The organism is Nonomuraea sp. NPDC048881 (genome assembly GCF_040649795.1).
In the GTDB taxonomy this organism is placed as follows: domain Bacteria; phylum Actinomycetota; class Actinomycetes; order Streptosporangiales; family Streptosporangiaceae; genus Nonomuraea.
The window spans coordinates 1-18,611 of the sequence record NZ_JBEZGC010000002.1 but is presented as its reverse complement, the minus strand read 5'-3'; the positions used below and the strand labels follow the sequence as shown (position 1 = coordinate 18,611).

Annotated in this window: 13 protein-coding genes and 2 rRNA genes; 1 reads left to right on the top strand and 14 read right to left on the bottom strand. The window is 69.7% G+C overall.

Going from position 1 to position 18,611, the window contains the following annotated elements:
• Window positions 1-140: 140 nt before the first annotated feature.
• The 12 genes from AB0C33_RS05610 to AB0C33_RS05555 all read right to left on the bottom strand — a co-directional run bounded on the left by AB0C33_RS05610 (window position 141) and on the right by AB0C33_RS05555 (window position 16,281).
• The gene (locus AB0C33_RS05610; RefSeq protein ID WP_358283964.1) at window positions 141-2,900 is read right to left on the bottom strand and encodes an Rne/Rng family ribonuclease; all 2,760 of its coding nucleotides are present in this window, start codon (window positions 2,898-2,900) and stop codon (window positions 141-143) included.
• A 723-nt stretch (window positions 2,901-3,623) separates the two neighbouring features.
• On the bottom strand, window positions 3,624-4,376 hold the full coding sequence (locus AB0C33_RS05605; protein WP_352329263.1) for a TIGR03936 family radical SAM-associated protein: 753 nt from the start codon (window positions 4,374-4,376) through the stop codon (window positions 3,624-3,626).
• 152 nt (window positions 4,377-4,528) lie between these two features.
• Window positions 4,529-6,439, bottom strand: a complete 1,911-nt coding sequence (locus AB0C33_RS05600; protein ID WP_358283962.1) for a TIGR03960 family B12-binding radical SAM protein — start codon at window positions 6,437-6,439, stop codon at window positions 4,529-4,531.
• A 69-nt stretch (window positions 6,440-6,508) separates the two neighbouring features.
• A complete protein-coding gene (gene rodA, locus AB0C33_RS05595) occupies window positions 6,509-7,672 on the bottom strand; it encodes a rod shape-determining protein RodA (RefSeq protein WP_358283960.1) in 1,164 nt (387 codons plus the stop codon).
• Complete coding sequence (mrdA, locus tag AB0C33_RS05590) at window positions 7,669-9,717, bottom strand: penicillin-binding protein 2 (RefSeq protein WP_358283958.1); 2,049 nt, start codon at window positions 9,715-9,717, stop codon at window positions 7,669-7,671. Before mrdA ends, rodA begins: the two co-directional genes overlap by 4 nt.
• Window positions 9,714-10,178 (bottom strand): rod shape-determining protein MreD, encoded by a 465-nt coding sequence (gene mreD, locus AB0C33_RS05585; RefSeq protein ID WP_352328456.1) that lies wholly within the window; start codon window positions 10,176-10,178, stop codon window positions 9,714-9,716. Before mreD ends, mrdA begins: the two co-directional genes overlap by 4 nt.
• A gap of 90 nt (window positions 10,179-10,268) precedes the next feature.
• A complete protein-coding gene (mreC, locus tag AB0C33_RS05580) occupies window positions 10,269-11,147 on the bottom strand; it encodes a rod shape-determining protein MreC (protein WP_358283955.1) in 879 nt (292 codons plus the stop codon).
• Entirely contained in the window at window positions 11,147-12,178 is a 1,032-nt protein-coding gene (locus tag AB0C33_RS05575) for a rod shape-determining protein (RefSeq protein WP_352328454.1), read from the bottom strand. The genes mreC and AB0C33_RS05575 overlap by 1 nt, the downstream gene beginning before the upstream one ends.
• Window positions 12,179-12,451: 273 nt before the next feature.
• A complete protein-coding gene (gene ndk / locus AB0C33_RS05570; protein ID WP_352358020.1) occupies window positions 12,452-12,862 on the bottom strand; it encodes a nucleoside-diphosphate kinase in 411 nt (136 codons plus the stop codon).
• Between the two features lie 166 nt (window positions 12,863-13,028).
• Window positions 13,029-14,606, bottom strand: coding sequence for a hypothetical protein (locus AB0C33_RS05565; protein WP_358283953.1), 1,578 nt, complete (start codon window positions 14,604-14,606; stop codon window positions 13,029-13,031).
• A gap of 11 nt (window positions 14,607-14,617) precedes the next feature.
• Entirely contained in the window at window positions 14,618-14,959 is a 342-nt protein-coding gene (locus AB0C33_RS05560) for a DUF4233 domain-containing protein (protein WP_358283950.1), read from the bottom strand.
• The gene (locus AB0C33_RS05555) at window positions 14,956-16,281 is read right to left on the bottom strand and encodes a folylpolyglutamate synthase/dihydrofolate synthase family protein (protein WP_358283948.1); all 1,326 of its coding nucleotides are present in this window, start codon (window positions 16,279-16,281) and stop codon (window positions 14,956-14,958) included. The genes AB0C33_RS05560 and AB0C33_RS05555 overlap by 4 nt, the downstream gene beginning before the upstream one ends.
• A 155-nt stretch (window positions 16,282-16,436) precedes the next feature.
• Between AB0C33_RS05555 and AB0C33_RS05550 the strand changes: the two genes are divergently transcribed.
• Window positions 16,437-17,270: a carbohydrate-binding protein gene (locus AB0C33_RS05550; RefSeq protein WP_358283946.1), complete on the top strand. Its 834-nt coding sequence runs from the start codon at window positions 16,437-16,439 to the stop codon at window positions 17,268-17,270.
• Between the two features lie 122 nt (window positions 17,271-17,392).
• Here the strand turns inward: AB0C33_RS05550 and rrf are convergent.
• Together rrf and AB0C33_RS05540 are read right to left on the bottom strand one after the other, a co-directional pair.
• Window positions 17,393-17,509, bottom strand: a 5S ribosomal RNA gene (rrf, locus tag AB0C33_RS05545).
• Between the two features lie 76 nt (window positions 17,510-17,585).
• Window positions 17,586-18,611 (bottom strand): 23S ribosomal RNA (locus tag AB0C33_RS05540); the annotation flags it as partial.

Below are 18,611 nucleotides of genomic sequence, written 5' to 3'. Positions count from 1 at the left end.
CGCCTATCATTCGGCCTGTCTCAAACCGACGAACCGAGTAAGCGCGCCAACAGGGCACGTCACCTGACGCACCGATTCACCAGGGTACCGCTTAACGGTGCCCTAGGCGAACCGGACGGATCGTCGGAAGCCTGCCGAGGCTACTCGGCGGACTTGGCTCGGCGGGAGCGTCGCCGCCCTCTGCCGGAAGTCTGGCTGGCCTGGTCGTCCTCAGCCGGGACGTCATCAAGCGCACCGGTCACGGTATCACGGCTGGCGGAGTCCTTGGCCGCGGAAACCTTGTCCGAGACCGCCTTCTCGATCGCCATCTTGCCCTGCGTGCCGCGCGGCTCCGGCTTGGCCTCGACCGGCTCGGTCGAGACGATCAGCCCGCGCCCGTTGCAGCACTCACAGGCCGTCGAGAACGCCTCCAGCAGCCCCTGACCGACCCGCTTACGCGTCATCTGCACCAGGCCCAGGGAGGTCACCTCGGCGACCTGGTGCTTGGTCCTGTCGCGCGCCAGGCACTCCAGCAGCCGCCGCAGCACCAGGTCGCGGTTGGACTCCAGCACCATGTCGATGAAGTCGATCACGATGATGCCGCCGATGTCCCGCAGCCGCAGCTGGCGCACGATCTCCTCGGCCGCCTCCAGGTTGTTCCTGGTGACGGTCTCCTCGAGGTTGCCGCCCTGGCCGGTGAACTTGCCGGTGTTGACGTCGACGACGGTCATCGCCTCGGTACGGTCGATCACCAGCGAGCCGCCGCTCGGCAGCCACACCTTGCGCTCCAGCGCCTTGCCCAGCTGCTCGTCGATCCGGTACGACTCGAACACGTCGCCCTGCCCGGTGTCCCAGCGCGACAGGCGCTCGGCCAGGTGCGGCGCGACGTACTTGACGTAGTCGTCGACGGTGTCCCAGGCGTCGTCGCCCTGCACGACCAGCGAGGTGAAGTCCTCGTTGAACACGTCGCGCACGACCCGGATGGTCAGGTCGGGCTCGGCCGACAGCAGCTCGGGCGGGCTGGCCGACTTGGCCTTCTTCTGGATGTTCTCCCACTGGGCCGACAGCCGGGCCACGTCGCGGGCCAGCTCGTCCTCGGAGGCGCCCTCGGCCGCGGTGCGGACGATCACACCGGCGTTCTCCGGCATGACCTTCTTCAGGATGCTCTTGAGCCGGGTGCGTTCCTTGTCGGGCAGCTTGCGGCTGATGCCGGTCATCGACCCGTCCGGCACGTACACCAGGTAGCGGCCGGGCAGGCTGATCTGCGAGGTGAGCCGGGCGCCCTTGTGGCCGATCGGGTCCTTGGTGACCTGCACCAGCACCGACTGGCCGGACTTCAGCGCCGCCTCGATGCGCTTGGGCTGGCCCTCCAGCCCGGCGGTGTCGAAGTTCACCTCACCGGCGTACAGGACGGCGTTGCGCCCCTTGCCGATGTCCACGAACGCGGCCTCCATCGACGGCAGCACGTTCTGGACCTTGCCCAGGTAGACGTTGCCGACGTAGGACTGGCTGGCCTCGCGGTTGACGTAGTGCTCGACGAGCACGCCGTCCTCCAGGACCGCGATCTGCGTACGGTCGCCCTGACGGCGCACCACCATCATGCGGTCGACGGACTCACGGCGGGCCAGGAACTCCGACTCCGTGATGATCGGCGGACGCCTGCGGCCGAGCTCGCGCCCCTCGCGGCGGCGCTGCTTCTTGGCCTCCAGGCGGGTCGAGCCGCGCACGCTCTGCACGCCGTCGGTGGCGGTCTCCAGGGAGGCGGCACGGCCGGAACGCGGCGCGCGGATGCGCACCACCGTGTTCGGCGGGTCGTCGCTGGAGGGCTCCAGGGTCTCCTCGGTGCCACGGCGACGACGACGGCGACGGCGACGCGAGCCGGCGCCCTCTTCCTCCTGGGCCTCCTCGCCCTGGTCCTCGCCTTCCTCCTCGTCGCCTTCCTCGCCGTCCTCGGCCTCGTCACGCTCGCGCGACTTGCCGCGGCCCCGGCCGCCACGACGGCGCCGGCGACGACGGCCGCCGCCCTCCTCCTCCTCCTGCTCGTCGGAGGTGTCGAGGTCACCCTCGTCCTCGACGACGGTCTCGTCGACCAGCTCCTCGATCTCCTCGGGCTCCGGCTCCGGCTCGGGCCGCCGGATCACGGCGGGCTTGCCCTGGCTGGGGTCCGGGGCCTGGAACAGCGGCGCGAAGATGGCCGCGGGACGCTGGAACGCCGTGCCCGGCTCGTCGTGCCTGCGCGCGCTCAGCCCGAAGGGGTCGGCGAGCAGGCTCGGCCGGTCGACGTCCTCGTCGAGGTCCTCGCCGGCGGGCTCGTCGTCGAGCGGCTCGTCCTCGGGCAGGATCTCCAGGATGTCCTCGTCGGCCGCCTCGGCGGCCTCGGGCACGGTGACGGCCACCTCGACGTCGGAGGGCGTCGCGACGACCTCGACGTCGGCGCCCGCCGGCGCCTCGACGACGACCTCTTCGGCCTTCTTCCGCGTACGCCGCCGCTTCGGCGCCTCGGCCTCCTCCTCCGGGAGCGCTCCCGCGACCTCCGGCTCGGCCTTCTTGGTCGTACGGCGGCGCGTCGTGGTCGCGGTGGACCGCGTGCGCGTGGCCCTCTTGGGCTTCTCCTCGGGAACGTCGGCGGCTTCCACCACGGCCTCGGCCATGGCGGCCTCGACCACACTGGCCACCTCGTCGGCGTCGGCCGGGCCACCCGCGTACGCGGGGCTCTCGGCCTCCGGCGCGCCCGGACTCCGCACCACGGGCGCCACGACCGGCTCGGCCGCACCGGCCACCTGCCCGGCGGCCTCCCGCCGCTCGACGACCGGCGCCACGACGGGCTCCACGGCGGGTTCCGCCGACGTGCCGGCCTGCGAGGCGGCAGGGCTCTCGGCCTGCTGCGGCCCCGGCCCCTCGGGCACGACGGCCCCCGCCACGGCACCTTCAGAAACACCGGCCCCGGCAGCGGCGCCACCAGGCGCGCCGACGGCAGTCGCGGCACCTTCAGGCGCGCCAGCAGCGGCCGCGGCACCTTCGGGCGCGCCGGCACCGGTCGCGGCGGCTTCAGGCGCACCGGCCACAGCGGAGGCACCCTGCGGCGCACCGGCCACAGTGGAGGCACCCTGCGGCGCACCGGCTCCAGCCACGGCGCTCTCGGGCGCGCCGGCCTGTGCCTGAACGCCCTCCGGGCCGCCCTCGGCTGCTCCGGCCGGGCCTGCCGGCGTTTCGGGCGCCGCCGCGCGGGCCCGGGTTCTCCGGCCACGCCCGGCGTCGGGCGCGGGTTCTCCGGCAGCGCGCTGCACGGCGTTGGTCTGCACCGGTTGCACGTCGGCAACCGACGGCGCGGCCTGAGCGGCCGCGACGGTGATCGGGGCGGTGGCGGCCGGCTCCTCCGGCAGCTCCGGCGGAGGACCCGCCGGGCGGCTCGCGGAACGGCGGCGCCTGGTCACCTTGGGCTGTTCAGTTGTCTCCCCGTCAGGGCCAGTGGCCCCGGCGTTGGGCTCGTTGTCGAGCATGCGGGCGCTCTCCCGTCAGCTCCCGGGCGCGTCGCCGCGCCGCGCAGGAGCCCTCGTGTCTCGTTGTCCGCCCCCACCTCCGGAAAGGAGGCGCGGGCGCCAAGTCCTGTCAGCGGTGGCGCCCCGCTCGCGCAGGGCACCTCCTTAGCCGACGACGTGCTCACCCGCCGGTCCCGCCTCGCCGCCGCGCGTCGTATCGCGGTCAAGGCCGAGCGGGTCGGCAAGCGCACCGGTACCGGCGTCGAGCGGCCCCTGCGCCAGCCTGGTCACCTCGGGGGGGACCGGCGGCGCGAAGTCGGCCACAAGGCGCAGCCCTGTGAGCACATCATCGGGTCGAACGGCAGGCGTCATGTGCCGAACAACCATGCGCAGTATGACACACGTCTGTCCTGGCACCTGAGCTGCGGTTCTGTCTGTTCCCTCGGACACCACGAGCCCCAGGACGGCCTCCCGCGCGTCGAAGCGCCGGGGGCCCTTCTTGGTGAGGCGCTCGACCTCCACGGTGCCCGCCGCGAGGAACTTCTCCACCGCCGTCTCGGCGAGCTCGCGATCGGCCCCGGGCAGGCGTACCTCCCAGTCGGAGACCTCCAGGCGGTCGGCCAGCCCCCCCGGGCCCGCCTGCACGACGTCGAGCACGTCGAGACCGGGCGGCAGTGACGCGTCCAGGCTCGACTTGACCTGCTCGGGGTCGCACAGCCTGGTGACACCGATCTCGAGGTATTCGGCCTCGCTGGCGACACCGGTCGGCGCTGCGCCCGCGTAGGAGATCTTCGGATGGGGCGAGAAGCCCGCGCTGAAGGCCACCGGAATGCCGGCACGGCGGACCGCCCTCTCGACGGCCCGCGAGATGTCGCGGTGACTGGTGAAGCGCAGACGTCCGCGCTTGGCGTAACGCACACGAAGGCGCTGCACCGTAGGCGCGGGCGGAGGCCCGTCGGGAACAGGTTTCAGAGCTTTGCGTCCTTCCCTTGTAAGAGTTCCTTCTCCCAGGATAAGCCGCCGCGACACGTGTATGTGTACGCCGTGACACGGCTCGCCCACTGAGCGCGCTAGACCACGGTGAGAGGAAGGAGCTTGCGCCCTGTCGGGCCTATCTGGATCTCGGTGCCCATGGTCGGGCAGACCCCGCAGTCGTAGCACGGGGTCCAGCGGCAGTCTTCGACCTCGCCACCGGACACGGCCTCCTGCCAGTCCTGCCAGAGCCATTCGCGGTCGAGCCCGGCGTCGAGGTGGTCCCACGGAAGGACCTCGTTCTCGGCCCGCTCACGCGTGGTGTACCAGTCGACGTCGACGCCCGCCTTCTCGGCGGCCTGCATCCATCTGTCGTAGGAGAAGTGCTCGCTCCACCCGTCGAACCTGCCGCCGGCCTCCCACACGGCCCTGATCACCGCGCCGACCCTGCGGTCGCCGCGCGAGAGCAGGCCCTCCACGATGGACGGTTTGCCGTCGTGGTAGCGGAAGCCGATGGCCCGGCCGTACTGCTTGTCGCCGCGCAGCGAGTCGCGCAGCGCCTTGAGCCGCCGGTCGACGGTCTCATGGTCGGCCTGCCCGGCCCACTGGAACGGGGTGTGCGGCTTGGGCACGAACCCGCCGATGGAGACGGTGCAGCGGATGTCGCGGCTGCCGGTCGCCTCACGGCCCGCCTGGATGACCTTCTTGGCCAGGTCGGCGATGCCGAGCACGTCTTCGTCCTGCTCGGTGGGCAGCCCGCACATGAAGTAGAGCTTCACCTGCCGCCAGCCCTGCGAGTAGGCGGTGGTGACCGTGCGGATGAGGTCTTCCTCGGTGACCATCTTGTTGATCACCTTGCGCATGCGCTCGGAGCCGCCCTCGGGGGCGAACGTGAGACCCGAGCGCCTGCCGTTCCTGGAGAACTCGTTGGCCAGGTCGATGTTGAAGGCGTCGACCCGGGTCGAGGGCAGGGACAGCGAGGTGTTGGTGCCTTCATAGCGGTCGGCCAGGCCCTTGGCGACCTCGCCGATCTCGGAGTGGTCGGCCGAGGACAACGACAGCAGGCCGACCTCGTTGAAGCCGGACTCCTTGATGCCGTTGTCGACCATGGCGCCGATCGTGGTGATCGAACGCTCCCGCACCGGACGGGTGATCATGCCCGCCTGGCAGAAGCGGCAGCCGCGCGTGCAGCCGCGGAAGATCTCCACGCTGAACCGCTCGTGCACCGTCTCGGCCAGCGGCACCAGCGGCTTCTTCGGATAGGGCCACTCGTCGAGGTCCATCACGGTGTGCTTGTGCACCCGCCACGGCACCTCGGACCTGTTGGGCGCGACCCGCTTGATGCGCCCGTCGGGGTGGTAGTCGACGTCGTAGAACTTCGGCACGTAGACGCCGCCGGACTCGGCGAGCCGCATCAGCAGCTCGTCGCGCCCGCCGGGACGCCCCTCGGCCTTCCACTCACGGATGACCTCGGAGATGGCGATCGAGATCTGCTCGCCGTCGCCGAGCACGGCCGCGTCGAGGAAGTCGGCGATCGGCTCGGGGTTGAAGGCCGCGTGACCGCCGGCGAGCACGATCGGGTCGTCCTCGCCCCGGTCGACCGCGTTGAGCGGGATCCCGGCCAGATCGAGCGCGGTCAGCATATTGGTGTAGCCCAGCTCCGTCGAGAACGACAGGCCGAGCACGTCGAAGGCGCGCACCGGCCGGTGCGCGTCGACGGTGAACTGCGGCACGCCCTCGGCCCGCATGAGGGCCTCCAGGTCCGGCCAGACCGCGTAGGTGCGCTCGGCCAGGGTGCGGGGCAGCTCGTTGAGGATCTCGTAGAGGATCGCCACGCCCTGGTTGGGCAGCCCGACCTCGTAGGCGTCCGGGTACATCAGCGCCCACCGCACGTCGGCGGAGTCCCAGTCCTTGACGGTCGAGTTGAGCTCACCCCCGACGTACTGGATGGGCTTCTGCACCTTGGGCAGCAGCGCTTCCAGGCGGTGGAATATCGACTCGACAGGCATACCGTCCAGGGTAGCGGCGCGCGGACGGTGACAAATCCGGCCCGCCGGCGGACGGCCCCCGTTACGCGCTCAGTTGAACGACTGCCGCCGCACTCTGATGGCCAGAAGCAGCCCTACCGCCATGAGGTTCGCGAACGTGGCAGTGCCGCCATAGGACACGAAAGGCAGCGGCAGACCGGTGATCGGCATGATCCCGATCGTCATCCCGACATTGATGAACGTCTGGAACGCGAACCAGCACACGATCATGCCCGCGACCAGCGTGCCGAACCGGTCGTCGCAGTGCCTGGCGACCTTCAGCCCGCGCAGCAGCACCACGCCGAGCAGCAGCACCACAGTGACCGACCCGATGAACCCGAACTCCTCCCCCGCCACCGTGAAGATGAAGTCGGTGTGCTGCTCTGGCACGAACCGGCCGGTCGTCTGCCCGCCGCCGAAGAGCCCCTTGCCCAGCAGTTGCCCGGAACCGATCGCGATCAGCGACTGCGTGCTGTTGTAGCCCACCCCGCGCGGATCGACCTTCGGATCGACGAACGCGGTGAACCGCGCCACCTGGTACGGCTCCAGCAGGTTGAACCAGAACACGCAGAACACCCCGGCCGCCGCCACGAGCACCAGCCCGACGATCCACCGCTTGCGCACGCCCCCGATCACCAGCCCCGCGGCCGTGATCACGGCGAGCACGAGTGCCGTGCCGAGGTCGGGCTGCAACATCACCAGCCCCATCGTGATGCCCGCCGCGACCAGGGCCAGCGTGATGTCCAGGGCGCGCGGCCGGTCGCTGCCCTCGGCGGGCTGGGCCAGCAGCATCGCGATGATCAGCAGCAGCCCGACCTTGGCGAACTCCGACGGCTGCACCGCGAACCCGCCTCCGAGCAGGATCCACGAGTGCGACCCGTTGATCGTCGCGCCCAGCGGCGTGATCACCAGCGCCAGCCCCACCAGCGACACCAGGAACACCAGCGGCGCGTACGCCCGCATCGCCCGATGGTCGACCATCGCCACCACGGCGCACAAGGTGACGCCGATGACCTCGTTGAGCAGGTGTTTCTTGACCAGCCCGGTGGCGCCGGGCGCCCACGTGCGGGTCGAGGACCACACCAGCAGGGTGCCGATCAGGCACAGCCCGGCCACCGCGACCAGCATCAGCCCGTCCATACGGCGCACCACCGAGTGCTCGCCGATCGCCCGCTGGATGAGCGAGGGCCGCCGCGCGGCCACGGCGCGGTTCATTGGTGGATCACCGTCCCGTCGGGCGCGAACTTCGGCAGCTTGGTCGGGAGTCTTCCGCCGGGCACGGCGGCCGGCTCCCCCTTGAAGCCGTAGATGCCCTCGTAGATCTCGCGTGCGGCCGGCGCCGCGGTCGAGGCGCCCATGCCACCCTGCGACACCATGACGACCACCACGAACTGCGGATTGTTCGTGGGCGCGAACGACGCGAACCACGAGGTGTCCTTCTTGCCCCACACCTCCGCGGTACCGGTCTTGCCGCCGATGCGCACCTTGTCCATCGGGAAGCCGGTGAACGCCCCCGCCGCGGTGCCGTCGGAGGGCACCTGGCTCAGCGCGTTCTTGATGTAGTTACGCTCCTTGTCGCTGATCGGCAGCTTGCCGACCACCGGCACGTCGATGGTCTTGACCACCTTGCCGTCGGGCCTCACCTGCGCCCACCCGATGCGCGGGCTGCGGACCTTGCCGTCGCTCACCAGCGCCATGTACGCCCGCGCGAGCTGCATCGGCGTCACCAGGACGTCGCCCTGACCGATGGCGAAGTTGGCCGAGTCACCGGGCCGCAGCAGGAAGCCCTCGGTGCAGTTCTCCAGGGCCAGGCGTTTGAGGAAGTCGGCCCGCGCCCGGTCCTTCTCCTCCGGATATCCCTTGCGCGACCGCTCGCAGCTCGTGGCGCTGGTGCGGTTCCACAGGTCCTTCTTCCAGGCCCGGTCGGGGATGCGCCCGGAGGACTCGCCCGGCAGGTCGACCCCGGTCGGCCGGCCGAAGCCGAAGGCCCTGGCCGTGTTGGCGAACACCTCCTTCGTGCGCTTCTTCGGGTTGCGCCCGCCGTCCTTCAGGTACTGCTCGTACGCCGCCCGGTAGAAGATGGTGTCGCATGACTTGACCAGCGCCGTGTGCAGGTTCATCTGCCCGAGGCCGATCCCCCGGAAGTTGCTGAAGGACCGGTCGCCCACCATGTACGCCCCGGGGCAGTCGTACGTGCCGTTGAGCGGATACCCGGCCCGCAACATCGCCGACACCGACGACACCTTGAACGTCGAACCGGGCGCGAACTGCCCGTTGATCGCCCGCGACACCAGCGGCTTACCCGACTTGTCCGACAACAGCCACTGGTAGCCCTTGGCCGAGATGCCACCGGCCCAGATCTCCGGGTCGTACCCCGGCGCGCTGGCCACCGACACCACCCGCCCGGAACGCGCGTCGAGCACCACCGCGGCGCCGCCGTCGGCCCCGGGCGCGTTCTTCATCGCGTTGGCGAGCGCCTTCTCCGTCACCGCCTGCACCCGCGCGTCGATGCTGGTCACCAGGTGGTCGCCGGCGACCGGCGGCACCTGCTCCTCGACCCCGAGGGCCTTGCCCATCCGGTCGACCTGCACCCTGCGCAGCCCCGACTTGCCACGCAGCGCGTCGTCGTAGACGTACTCGATGCCGTCGCGCCCGGCCAGGTCGACACCGGAGAAGCTGGCCTTGAGCCCCTCGCGCTTCTCCAGCTCCGCCTCGGTCACCGGCTGCAGGTAACCCAGCATCTGCGCCCCGGCCCGTCCGCCCGGGTACTGCCGGACGGAGTGGATCTCCGCGGTCACCCCCGGGAACTCCTCCTGCCGCTCCAGGATCTGCAACGCCTCGCGCGTGTCCACCTTCTCGTCCAGCGGAACCGGCTGGTACGGCGACCCCGTCCAGCACGGCTTGCCCACCCCCGGCCCGCAGGGCGTGATGCGCTGCCGCAGGTCCTTGACCGGCCGGTCGAGCACCGAGGAGAGCCTGCGCAGCACGCTCATCCCCCCGCCCGGCATCCTGTTCAGCTTCGTCCGGTCGACGGACACGACCAGCGCCGTCCTGTTGCGCACCAGCGGACGCCCCGACGAGTCGAGGATCTGCCCCCGCACCGCGGGCACGATCACCGTGCGCGTCCTGGTCTCCATCGCCCTGGTCACGAACTCCTGGCCGCGCACGACCTGCACCTGCCACAGCCGTACGGCCAGCACGACGAGCAGCAGCACCACCAGGACGTGCAGCACCAGCAACCTGGTACGCATGCGGATCATGTCGAGTACCTCGGCTGTCTCCCCCGGGTGGCCAGCCAGATCACCACCGGCGCCACGATGAGCGTGTAGAGAACGGTGACGGGCACCTGCTGGGTCAGCGTCGCCAGCGACACCCGCGGATCGGACAGCAGCCCGGCCACCCCCACGGCCACCAGCGGCGCGATCAGCACGCACAGCACGACGGTCGTCGCCGGCCCGCCCGCGCCGCGCCCCGCCACATAACCGACCACGGCCAGCACGAACGCGTACTGGCCCATCAGATGCGCGGTCGGCGGCACCAGGTCCACCAGCAGCCCCGAGAAGAAGCCGACCATCGCCCCCGCCACCGGCCCGCGCTCCAGCGCCATGCCCACCACCGCCAGCAGCACCAGGTCAGGCGCGCCGCCCGCCGGCAACGGCAGCCGGTTGACCAGCATGACCTGTGCCAGCAACGCCAGCACCACGACCATCGCCCCGATCACCGCGCCTCCGTCCCCGCCGAAAGCAGCACGCTTCTCATCCCCCGATCACCACACCAGCAGCGGCCTCGCCGGAGGCCGTGCCGCCGCCGATCACCGCGCCCCCTCCTTGACCGGCAGGACCGCGTCACGCGGATCCCTCTTGGGCCCTTCGACCACCACCCCGACCACGTCGAGCGCCGTCAGGTCGGCGAACGGCCGGGCGTAGGCGATCCGGGTCAGCTCCCCCGGCGTGGACTCCACCCGCTCGATCACCCCGATCGGCACCCCCGGCACGTACGGCCGCCCGTTCTTGGAGCCGAAGCTGACGATGCGACCGCCCCGCTCCATCGGCGCCGTCGAGTCGAGCAGCCGGAACTGCACGAGCCGCCCGTTCTCGCCCACCCCGTGCACCACGCCGATCTCCTGGCCGCCCTCCAGTCGCCCCCCGGCGGCCGAGGCGGGGTCGCCGAGCAGCACCACCGTGGAGGTGGCCGACGAGGCGTGGATGACCCGGCCGACCAGCCCGTCACCGTTGAGCACCGTCATGTCGGGACGCACCCCGTCACCGGTGCCCACGTCGATCTGCACGCTGTCCTCGAACCCCGGCTGCCCGCGCCTGGCCACCACGTTGGCCGTGACCACCTTGTAGCCGCCGGTGCCGGAGAGGCCGAGCAGCTTCTTCAGCTCCGCCGAGCGGGTGGCGTCGAGCGTGCTGGAGGACAGCCCAGCCCGCAGCCTGGCGTTCTCCTCCTGGAGCTGCTCGATGTGCCGCTGCGCGCTGGGCGCGCTGGCCAGGGCGTGCAGGAAGCCGCCGACGGGACGCACCACGCCCCCGCCGAACCGCTCGGCCGCGCCGAACACCCAGGACCCCGCCGAGCGCAGCGGACGCAGCGGTGAGCTGTCGCCCGCACGATGGTCGATGGTCAGGACGACCAGCGCCGCCATCAGCAGCACTCCCAGGATCAGCCGGGCCCGGCGCGAGTCTCTCATCAGTGCCGCGACTCCGGAACGAGCACCTGCTGCAGGGCCTCGAACTCCTCGGCGCACTTGCCCGAGCCGATGGCGACCGAGTCGAGGGCGTTCTCCACCAGGTGGACGGGCATGCCGGTCTCGGCCTTGACCCGCTCGTCGAGCCCCTTGAGCAGGGCACCGCCGCCGGTCAGTGCGATGCCGCGGTCCATGATGTCGCCCGACAGCTCGGGCGGGCACTTGTCGAGGGTGGTCTTCACCGCGTCGACGATCGCGTTGACCGGCTCCTCGGTGGCCTTGCGGATCTCCTCGCTCGACACGATGATCGTCTTGGGCAGCCCGCTGATCAGGTCGCGCCCCCGCACCTCCGCGTGGGTCTCCTCGCCGTTGGGGCAGGCCGACCCGATCGCCATCTTGATCTCCTCGGCGGTGCGCTCGCCGAGCATCAGTGAGAACTCCTTCTTGGCGAACGTGATCACCGCCTGGTCGAGCTCGTCGCCGCCGATCCTGATCGACTGGCTGGTGACCACGCCACCCATCGAGATGATGGCCACCTCGGTGGTGCCGCCGCCGATGTCGACCACCATGTTCCCGGTGGGCTCGTGCACCGGCAGCCCGGCCCCGATGGCGGCGGCCATCGGCTCCTCGACGATGTAGACCTTCCTTGCGCCGGCCTGGTATCCGGCTTCCTTCACCGCGCGCTGCTCGACGCTGGTGATGCCGCTCGGTACGGCGATGATGATGCGCGGCTTGGCGAAATGGCGTCGTCTGTGCACTCGTTGGATGAAGTAGCGCAACATCCGTTCGGTGACGTCGAAGTCGGCGATCACGCCGTCCTTCAGCGGGCGGACCGCGACGATGTTGCCGGGCGTACGACCGATCATTCGCTTTGCCTCGATGCCCACCGCCACGATCTTGCCTGTGGTGGTGTTGATCGCTACGACTGACGGCTCATTGAGCACGATGCCCCGGCCACGCACGTATACCAACGTGTTGGCGGTGCCCAGATCGACCGCCATGTCACGGCCGAGAAACGCGAGCTTGCTGCCCATGGGGAACGGAGCCCTCCGTATCGTCGTTCGCGAATGACTACGGATCGAATTCGAATCGTAACGTGACGTACCCACCAGTGAGCGCAATGAGCCCTCGCGCTCCACAAAAATCTCCAGCCCCTACCTCAACCTGGATTTTGCCCGAATTGCACCCACACGACCGGATCAACTGCGCCCGCGCCTGCCAGACTCGGTGAACGCTACAACCCGGCGCCGACAAAAAGACGCGCCCGCACGGCGTGAAGCCGGCGGGCGCGCGGGTGAAGCTGACTGCTAGAAGCGGTCGGGGAAGAAGATCTTGATCTCCCTGGCCGCGGACTCGGGCGAGTCGGAGCCGTGGACGACGTTCTCGCCGATCTCCAGGGCGTGGTCGCCGCGGATGGTGCCGGGGGCGGACTTGACCGGGTCGGTGGCGCCGGCCAGCGCGCGGAAGGCCTCGATGGCGCGCGGGCCCTCAAGGACCAGGGCCACGAGCGGCGCCGAGGTGATGAAGTCGACCAGCTCGCCGAAGAACGGCTTCTCGGCGTGCTCGGCGTAGTGCGCCTTGGCGGTGTCGGCGTCGAGGGTGCGCAGGTCCATCGCCACGACCTTGAGGCCCTTGCGCTCCACGCGGGCGATCACGTCACCGATGAGGCCACGCTTCACCCCGTCGGGCTTGATCAGGACAAGAGTGCGCTCGGACACGTGTGGTTCTCCTTTGAACAGATTCGGGTCGCGGCTACGGGCGCCTGGCCTGACCACGAGGGCGCTCCGCGGGACACGGGCCCTCGCGTCGCCATAGCCGTCGCTCAGCTTACCGTCCGCACCCACACCCTCGTCGCCACAGGCATGACGCGCGCGGGCGAGGACTTCAGGACCGCTCGCCGTCCTCCGGCGAAGGCGCCTGCGGCGGCACCGCGGGCACGGGCTCGGCGGGCTCGTCCTCCTCCTGCGCGGGAGAGCCCTCGGGAACGACCGAGCCCCACGTCGTGACCGGCTCCTGCGCCGCGGCCCCGCGCTCACGCCCGGCCCCGACCGCGACCGCGACCTCCGCCGGCTCATCACCGGACGGCGGCTCCTCCTCCCGCGACGGCCGCCGCCCCATCACCGCCGCCAGCACGATCACGCCCACCAGCAGGAACCCGCCGATCAACGCCCACCAGTGCAACGCGCCCACGAAGCTGTCGACCAGCTCCTGGCGCGACCCGACCCCCTCCAGCATCCACATCTGCACGCCGGTGCCCAACAGGTAGCCCGCCAGCACCCCGGCGACGCCCAGCGACAGCCCGAACGCCGCCGCCCCGATCCCGACCTCGCCGAGCGTGGCCGTGACCGCCACGGTCGCGCCCACCGCGAGCAGCGTGAACGGCACCGCCAGCACCAGCCCGTCGGCCGACGGGACGACCAGCCGCACCGAGCACAGGCCGACCACCATCGCCAGCAGCCCGAGCGGCGCCGCCAGCCGCCCCACGCCCTTGGCGAACATGCGCACGCCCACCCCGGCGACGACCGCGAGCACCGCCGCCACCCCGAACGGCGTCCACAGCCCGCGCAGCCCCGGCCCGCCCAGACCGCCCATCTCCACCAGCGTGACCTGCGCCGTGCTCGGCAGCAGCACCACCCCGACGGCCACCATCGCGTACGCGTGCGTGCGGCCCTCCGCCCGGCCGATCGAGCCGAGCGCCAGCAGCCCGGCGATCGCCACCCCTGCCAGCAGGATCACCGGGACGACGCCCCATCCCGCGCTCGCCGTGCTGACCGCCACGACCGCGATGCCCGCCGCGGGCGCGGCCGCGAGCAGCAGCCGACTGCGCTCCCTGGCGTCCGGCGCGGGCGCGGGCCCCCGCCCGGCGAGCCTCCAGACCAGCAGGTACGCCGCCGCCAGCGCCAGCGCGACCCCGGTGGCCATCGGGTACGGCTGCAACGTGACCTTCCAGCTCGTCACGTCGACCAGCGGCCAGAGCGCTAGCGCCTGAGCCTCCAGCAGGCTGACGCACAACACCCCGGCCCACAGGCCACGCAATGCGGGCGTACGGTCCCAGACCGCCACCAGCGTGGCCGGCACGATCAGGCCGCCGCCGACGCCGCGCAGCACGCGTACGACGCCGACGACCAGCTCGGAGGCCGCGTATCCGCCCGCCGCGTCGGCCACCGCCACCAGCGCGAGCCCCGCGACCAGCACGTGAGCCACCTTCATCCGCCGCAACGCGACCGCCGCGAGCGGCACCGTCAGCATCAGGGCGGGCAGCGCCAGCCCGTGCGTACGGCTCAGCCCGATCTGGTCGAAGTCGCCCGGCAGCAGGTCGGCGACCACGGACAGCGTGTTGGGTATCGCGACGATCGCCAGCGGCAACGCCACGAGGACGAGCAGCCCGAGCACCACGTCGAGCAGCCAGGAATGTCTGAGGCCAGCCGGAAGCGGCGACCGTTGAATCGGGGGGACGGCCATGTAGGCCGACTTTAGCGGGAAGTCACGCCCTCGACACGGCGAGCTACGATAATCGCGGTGATCCACAGCGCCGCGAAGATCGCGCCGAGGAAGAACATGGTCGGCACGAGGAAGCCCGTGGCGATCGCCAGCACCTGGATGACGCTGCCCAAGACGTACCCGAAGGGCCGTTTGAGCAGGCCCGCGGCGACCACGCACAACACCAGCAGCCCGATGCCCACCGCGACGGCGAGCGCGGGGGCCACGCCGCCCACGACGATCGCCACCGGCGTGATGAGCCCGGCCACGATGGCCTCCATGCCGAGCACGCTCGCGCCGAGCCTGCGCATGCCCGGTGTGACCTCGAAATTCATCTCACACCATCCGCCTTGAGCAGATGCCGGGCATCTCCGGCAGTCACCACCGAACCGGTGATGAACACCCCGGTCCCACTGAACTCGCCCTCAGCATCGGCGATGCCGATACCCCTGTCGATGGCCTCGTCGAGCCGCTCGACGACGTGCACGCGGTCCTCGCCGAACAGCGGCACGGCCAGCGCGGCGAGCTCCTGCGCCGACAACGACCTGGGTGAGGAGTTACGCGTCACCACGATCTCGTCGAGCATCGGCTCCAGCAGCTCCAGCAGGGTCTCGACGTCCTTGTCGCGCATGACGGCGACCACGCCGATCACCTTGGCGAAGTCGAACGCCTCGTGCAGCGCCTCCAGGCTCGCCTCCAGCCCGCCGGGGTTGTGCGCCGCGTCGATCACCACCGTGGGCGTGTGCCGTACGACCTCCATCCGGCCGGGCGAGGCCGCCTGGGCGAACGCCCGGCGCACCAGGTCCGCGTCGAGCGGATCGTCGCCACCGGTCAGCGCCTCGACGGCGGCCAGCGCGCACACCGCGTTGCTGGCCTGGTAGCTGCCGTAGAGCGGCAGGTAGATCTCGTCGTAGACGCCCTTGAGCCCGCGCAGGGTGAGCAATTGCCCGCCCATCGCCATCTCCCGGCCGAGCACGCCGAACTCCAGCCCCTCGCGGGCCACCACCGCGCCGACCTCGGCCGCGCGGCGCATCAGCACCTCGGCCGCGGCCAGCTCCTGCTGAGCGAGCACGGTCGTGGCGCCCGGCTTGATGATCCCGGCCTTCTCCCCGGCGATGCTCGGGATGTCAGGACCCAGCCGGTCCATGTGATCGAGGGAGATGGGCGTGATGACCGACACCAGGCCGTCGGCGACGTTCGTCGCGTCCCACGAACCGCCCATGCCGGCCTCGATGACCGCGACGTCGACCGGCGTGTCGGCGAACGCCGCGAACGCCATGGCCGTCAGCAGCTCGAAGAACTGGATGCGCCGGTGCCCCTGCGCGTCGGTCAGCTCGACGTAGGGCGCGATCTCCTCATAGACCTCGGCGAAGCGCTCCTCGCTCAGCGGCTCGCCGTCGACCGTGATGCGCTCGCGCATGGTGACCAGGTGCGGGCTGGTGAACCGGCCCACCCTGAGGTTGCGCTCGCGAAGCAGCGCCTCGGTCAGCCGCGCCGTGGTCGTCTTGCCGTTGGTGCCGGCGATGTGTATGACCGGGTACGCCCGCTGAGGGGAGCCGAGCAAATCCATGAGCGCAGCGATCCTGTCGAGCGTCGGCTCGAAGTCCCACTCGACGCCCCGCTCCAGGATGGCACGTTCAACCGCACGATAATCCACCCCTCAACCCTACTGACCACGCGTAGCGGTCTGGACGCGGGGCAAACATATCGTGAATCGTATAGAAAATTAGAGGGTACTCACCTCAGCCGCAGGGTGCCACCTTGGAGAACAGCCTGCTCTACCCCCCAGCAGGCGCTTTCAAGGAGGCCATCGTGGAAGGCGAGAACACTCGCGAGGAAAGGCAGCGCGGAATCACCAGAAAGGCGCTGTTCAAGGCGGCTCTCATAGCGACACCGGTCCCGTTCCTGATCGGCGAGGTGCCGGCCCTGGCCCGCACCATGGCCGGGACCGGCCAGCAACTGGAGCCCACCCCGTTCTGCGACGACGGTGACGATCTCACGATCTCGCAGACCGAGGGCCCCTACTTCAAGCCCAACTCCCCCCAGCGCTCGACCCTCCCCGGCTCGGGCACCCCGCTGACGGTGAGCGGGTACGTGTTCGGACTGTCCTGTCAGCCACTGGCGAACGTCCTGCTGGACTTCTGGCAGGCCGACACCAACGGCAACTACGACAACGTCACGTACAACTTCCGCGGGCACCAGTACACGAACGCCCAGGGGGCCTTCAAGCTCACCACCATCGTGCCCGGCCTCTACCCGGGCCGTACCCGGCACATCCACGTTAAGGCGCAGGCTCCGGGCCGTGGGATCCTCACCACGCAGCTCTACTTCCCGGGCGAGCCGCGCAACAACACCGACAGCATCTACGACCCGAGACTGCTCATGAACGTCCGCCCCGTCGGCTCGGGGAAGGAAGCGACGTTCGACTTCGTGCTCAACGTGCAGGGCGTGCCACCCACACAGACGCCCACTCCCACGCCCACGACTAGCCCGTCTCCGGGCGGCGGAACCTGGAAGGTTGGGGTGACCTACCAGGCGGGTGACCAGGTAACCTACGGCGGGTCGACGTACCGGTGCCTGCAAGGGCACACGTCAATGGCCGGTTGGGAGCCACCCAACGTGCCGGCCTTGTGGCAGCGCGTCTGACCCACTGGTCCCCGAACGCAAAAAAGGGCCACCCCGGCTGCTGGGGGTGGCCCTGTTCGTGTTGTCATGCCGGTGAATGCGAAAGGGCCCCACACAAGTGTGTGGGGCCCTTTCGAAAGATTGTCCGGCGGTGACCTACTCTCCCACACCCTCCCGAGTGCAGTACCATCGGCGCAGAGAAGCTTAACTTCCGGGTTCGGAATGTAACCGGGTGTTTCCTTCCCGCCATAACCGCCGTAACCCTATGAAACTGTCAAACGAACAACGCCGTTTGCTGTCTCAGAATTGCCTAGTGGACGCGAGCAAAAAAGCTTTGAGGTCAAGTCCTCGGCCTATTAGTACCGGTCAGCTCCACACGTTACCGTGCTTCCACCTCCGGCCTATCAACCCGGTCGTCTACCGGGAGCCTTACCCACTCTCGTGGTGGGAGACCTCATCTCAAGGCGAGCTTCCCGCTTAGATGCTTTCAGCGGTTATCCCTTCCGAACGTAGCCAACCAGCCGTGCACCTGGCGGTACAACTGGCACACCAGAGGTTCGTCCGTCCCGGTCCTCTCGTACTAGGGACAGCCCCTTTCAAGTCTCCTGCGCGCGCAGCGGATAGGGACCGAACTGTCTCGCGACGTTCTAAACCCAGCTCGCGTACCGCTTTAATGGGCGAACAGCCCAACCCTTGGGACCTACTCCAGCCCCAGGATGCGACGAGCCGACATCGAGGTGCCAAACCATCCCGTCGATATGGACTCTTGGGGAAGATCAGCCTGTTATCCCCGGGGTACCTTTTAGCCGTTGAGCGACACCGCTTCCACACGCCGATGCCGGATCACTAGTCCCAGCTTTCGCTCCTGCTCGACCCGTCAGTCTCACAGTCAAGCTCCCTTGTGCACTTACACTCAACACCTGATTGCCAACCAGGCTGAGGGAACCTTTGGGCGCCTCCGTTACTCTTTAGGAGGCAACCGCCCCAGTTAAACTACCCACCAGACACTGTCCCCGATCCGGATCACGGACCAGAGTTAGACGTTCAAAACGACCAGAGTGGTATTTCACCAATGACTCCACCCGAACTAGCGTCCGAGCTTCCCAGTCTCCCACCTATCCTACACAAGACGCTCCAAACGCCAATGTCAAGCTGTAGTGAAGGTCCCGGGGTCTTTCCGTCCTGCTGCGCGTAACGAGCATCTTTACTCGTAGTGCAATTTCGCCGGGTCTGCGGTTGAGACAGCGGGGAAGTCGTTACGCCATTCGTGCAGGTCGGAACTTACCCGACAAGGAATTTCGCTACCTTAGGATGGTTATAGTTACCACCGCCGTTTACCGGCGCTTAAGTTCTCACCTTCGC

What these genes read in the sequence shown, in the direction of transcription:
- mreC (WP_358283955.1), bottom strand. Translation starts at nt 11,147, where the DNA reads ATGAGAGACTCGCGCCGGGCCCGGCTGATCCTGGGAGTGCTGCTGATG.
- mrdA (WP_358283958.1), bottom strand. Translation starts at nt 9,717, where the DNA reads ATGATCCGCATGCGTACCAGGTTGCTGGTGCTGCACGTCCTGGTGGTG.
- AB0C33_RS05565 (WP_358283953.1), bottom strand. Translation starts at nt 14,606, where the DNA reads ATGGCCGTCCCCCCGATTCAACGGTCGCCGCTTCCGGCTGGCCTCAGA.
- rodA (WP_358283960.1), bottom strand. Translation starts at nt 7,672, where the DNA reads ATGAACCGCGCCGTGGCCGCGCGGCGGCCCTCGCTCATCCAGCGGGCG.
- AB0C33_RS05560 (WP_358283950.1), bottom strand. Translation starts at nt 14,959, where the DNA reads ATGAATTTCGAGGTCACACCGGGCATGCGCAGGCTCGGCGCGAGCGTG.
- AB0C33_RS05600 (WP_358283962.1), bottom strand. Translation starts at nt 6,439, where the DNA reads ATGCCTGTCGAGTCGATATTCCACCGCCTGGAAGCGCTGCTGCCCAAG.
- AB0C33_RS05575 (WP_352328454.1), bottom strand. Translation starts at nt 12,178, where the DNA reads ATGGGCAGCAAGCTCGCGTTTCTCGGCCGTGACATGGCGGTCGATCTG.